The sequence below is a fragment of the Aldersonia kunmingensis genome, assembly GCF_001646865.1.
Classification (GTDB): domain Bacteria; phylum Actinomycetota; class Actinomycetes; order Mycobacteriales; family Mycobacteriaceae; genus Aldersonia; species Aldersonia kunmingensis.
The window spans coordinates 1-2,935 of sequence record NZ_LRRB01000149.1; the positions used below are offsets into that span (position 1 = coordinate 1).

The window sequence follows — 2,935 nt, forward strand, 5'->3', positions numbered from 1 at the left end:
GGCGCGACGGTGGCTGCGGCACGCCTCCATCGTCACACTCCGGCGGCGTTCCGGCGCTGCGAAACCGCGTCGGCGAGGATGTCGAGCTGCGTGGCGGTGGTCTCCCAGTCGATGCACGCGTCGGTGATCGACTGGCCGTAGGTCAGCTCGTCGGCCTTGCCGAGGGTGAGATCCTGGCGGCCCGCCTCGATGAAGCTCTCCAGCATCAAGCCGACGACCGTGCGCTCACCGGCGGCAACGCGCTGCGCTACATCGGCGACAACCAGCGACTGCTTGTTGTGGTCCTTGCTGCTGTTGCCGTGGCTGGCATCGATGACGATGCGACCGGGCAGACCGGACTTCTCCAGCCGCGCGAGCGCGTCAGCGGTGGAGGCCGCGTCGTAGTTCGGTCCCGCGCTGCCGCCACGCAGGATCACGTGGCAGTCGGGGTTGCCGACGGTGCGAATGAGCGCGGCGCGGCCGTCGAGATCGGTGCCGGGGAACACGTGGCTTGCAGCGGCGGCCCGCACGCCGTCGACCGCGACCTGCACGTCACCGTCGGTGCCGTTCTTGATGCCGACCGGCATGGACAGCGCGCTGGAAAGCTGGCGGTGCACCTGGCTGGCGGCGGTCCGGGCGCCAATAGCGCCGTAGCTCACCAGATCCGCGATGTACTGCGGGGTGATCGGGTCGAGGAACTCGCACGCCACCGGCAGCCCGAGCGAGCTGACGTCGACGAGCAGCTGACGGCCGATCGCGAGGCCGGTGTTGATGTCGAAGCTGCCGTCCAGGTGCGGGTCGTTGACCAGACCCTTCCAGCCCAGCGTCGTGCGCGGCTTCTCGAAGTAGACCCGCATCACGATGTGCAGCCGATCGGCGAGGTCTGCGGCCTTGGAGGCGAGGCGCTGCGCGTAGTCCATTGCGGCAGCCGGATCGTGCACCGAGCACGGGCCGACGATCACCATCATGCGGTCGTCGCGGCCGTCGAGAATCTCGATGGTGGCGGCGCGGCCGGTACGCACGGTCGCCACGGCGGCGTCGTCGGGCTGATGCTCGGCGCGCAGCTGCGCGGGCGAAACGAGCGGGCTGATGCTGATGGTCCGCTGGTCGTCGAGATTGGCAGCGGACGTGGCGGTAGTCATCTGTGCGGGTTCCTTAGGGTTTGGCCCTCAACGGTGGCCGGCCCGCACACGAATCCACGAGCCGGTTGGATCCGGCTCGGGGTGGTTATTTGTCAGCGCGAAGACACGGCGTCGCTAACCGACCCACCCAGGGCCGGGTTGCTAAACCAGAAATACGCGCGCGGCATGGCGGCGACTGTATCAGGCGATGTCGGGGATCTTCAAAACCGGCTGTTACGACCGCTCCAAGCGCGCTGTCCCGGGCCCGTGAACGGAAGATTTGTTGCGTTAGACGGAGTGAACGCTTCCGTTCACTCCAAAAGGTTGTGCACAACATAATTGTGGGCTACCTTGGCAATCGTGTACGAAGAGCTCGCCCTCGACCGGCAGCTGTGCTTTGCCCTCCACGCCGCAGCCCGCGCGACGACGGCGGTCTATCGCCCGTTGCTCGACGAACTCGGGCTCACCTACCCGCAGTACCTGGTGATGCTCGCCTTATGGGAGCGCGATGGGCAGCAGGTGACCGAACTCTGCGCTCGGTTGGCGCTGGATACCGGCACCGTGTCGCCACTGCTCAAGCGACTTGCCGCGACCGGGTTGATCGAGCGGCAGCGGCTGGAAACCGACGAACGCCGGGTCGCGATCCATCTCACCGACGCGGGCCGCGACCTGCAGGACAGAGCCGTCGGAGTGCCCCGCACGCTCGCGCAGGCGAGCGAATTGCCGGTCGACGAGCTCGTCTCGCTCCGCGAATCCCTTGTCCGGCTCACCGATTCGATCCGCGAATTCCAACAAAGGAAAGAGGAACAATGAAGGTTCTCTACACCGCAGAGGCACTCGCCACCGGAGACGGCCGCAATGGACACGGCCGCACGAGCGACGGCAAGGTCGACGTCGCGCTCGCAGCACCGCCGGAAATGGGTGGCAGCGGCGAGGGCACCAACCCGGAGCAGCTGTTCGCGATCGGGTACGCGGCCTGCTTCCACTCGGCACTGCGCCTCGTTGCCAAGCAGGCAGGCGCGGACGTCAGCGACTCGGCCGTCGGCGCGAAGGTGGGCCTCGGCGTCGGCGAAGGCGGAGCCTTCGGACTCAAGGTGACGCTGGAGATCTCACTCCCGAACGTCGACGAAGCCGAAGCTGCCGCGCTGACCGAAAAGGCACATCAGGTGTGCCCGTACTCCAATGCCACGCGCGGCAACATCGACGTCGAACTGGTTATTGCTCAGGACTGACCACATCCTCGTCGCACACTTCCTGCACTGTCGCATAGCGTTCGGCATGCCGACACGTATGCGTAGCAACGGGAAGTGTGCGACGGCGGCTCAGAACTGGTAGTTCACTCCGGTGAGCCGCTCGGAGAGCTCCCACAGTTGCGCGGCCACCGCGGTGTCCTTCGACCGCGCAGTCGATCCTGACTTGCCCGGGTAACCGCGCGTCCCGAAGAAACTGCTGGGGCCGTAGTACTCGCCGCCCTCCGCGTCGGGCGAAGTCGCCGCGAAGAGCGTGGGCAGCGCACCCATCTCGGCACTCTGGGCCATGATCTTGTTGTTGAGCTGCATCAACGGGTCGAAGAGCGACTCGGAGTGCGATTGCAGGTTGGTCGCCGCGACGCCGGGGTGGACCGCGATCGATGCCACCTTCGACCCGGATTGAGTCAGCCGACGCTGCAGTTCGCGGGCGAACATGAGGTTCGCCAGTTTCGACTGGCCATAGGCGGACCAGCGCTCGTACTTGCGCTTCTCCCAGTTCGGGTCGTCGATCGAAATCTTGCCCGATCGGTGCGCAATGCTGGCGAGCGTGACCACCCGGTCGGCGATCTTGGGCAGCAGCAGACC

At 66.4% G+C, this 2,935-nt stretch carries 4 protein-coding genes; 2 read left to right on the forward strand and 2 right to left on the reverse strand.

Annotated features, from left to right (window positions below; all coding sequences use genetic code 11):
• Positions 1 to 32 precede the first annotated feature (32 nt).
• Complete coding sequence (locus tag A8G08_RS11415; protein ID WP_068273820.1) at positions 33 to 1,121, reverse strand: 3-deoxy-7-phosphoheptulonate synthase; 1,089 nt, start codon at positions 1,119 to 1,121, stop codon at positions 33 to 35.
• A 339-nt stretch (positions 1,122 to 1,460) separates the two neighbouring features.
• Here A8G08_RS11415 and A8G08_RS11420 point away from each other — a divergent pair, with 339 nt between their 5' ends.
• Entirely contained in the window at positions 1,461 to 1,913 is a 453-nt protein-coding gene (locus tag A8G08_RS11420) for a MarR family winged helix-turn-helix transcriptional regulator (RefSeq protein WP_068273822.1), read from the forward strand.
• Positions 1,910 to 2,332 carry an organic hydroperoxide resistance protein gene (locus A8G08_RS11425; RefSeq protein ID WP_068273824.1) on the forward strand — a complete coding sequence of 141 codons (423 nt, stop codon included), beginning with the start codon at positions 1,910 to 1,912 and terminating at the stop codon, positions 2,330 to 2,332. The genes A8G08_RS11420 and A8G08_RS11425 overlap by 4 nt, the downstream gene beginning before the upstream one ends.
• Before the next feature lie 90 nt (positions 2,333 to 2,422).
• On the opposite strand, the gene A8G08_RS27480 is transcribed toward A8G08_RS11425, so the two are convergent.
• The coding region (locus A8G08_RS27480) for an SDR family NAD(P)-dependent oxidoreductase (protein WP_483757012.1) at positions 2,423 to 2,935 on the reverse strand (513 nt) is incomplete at its 5' end.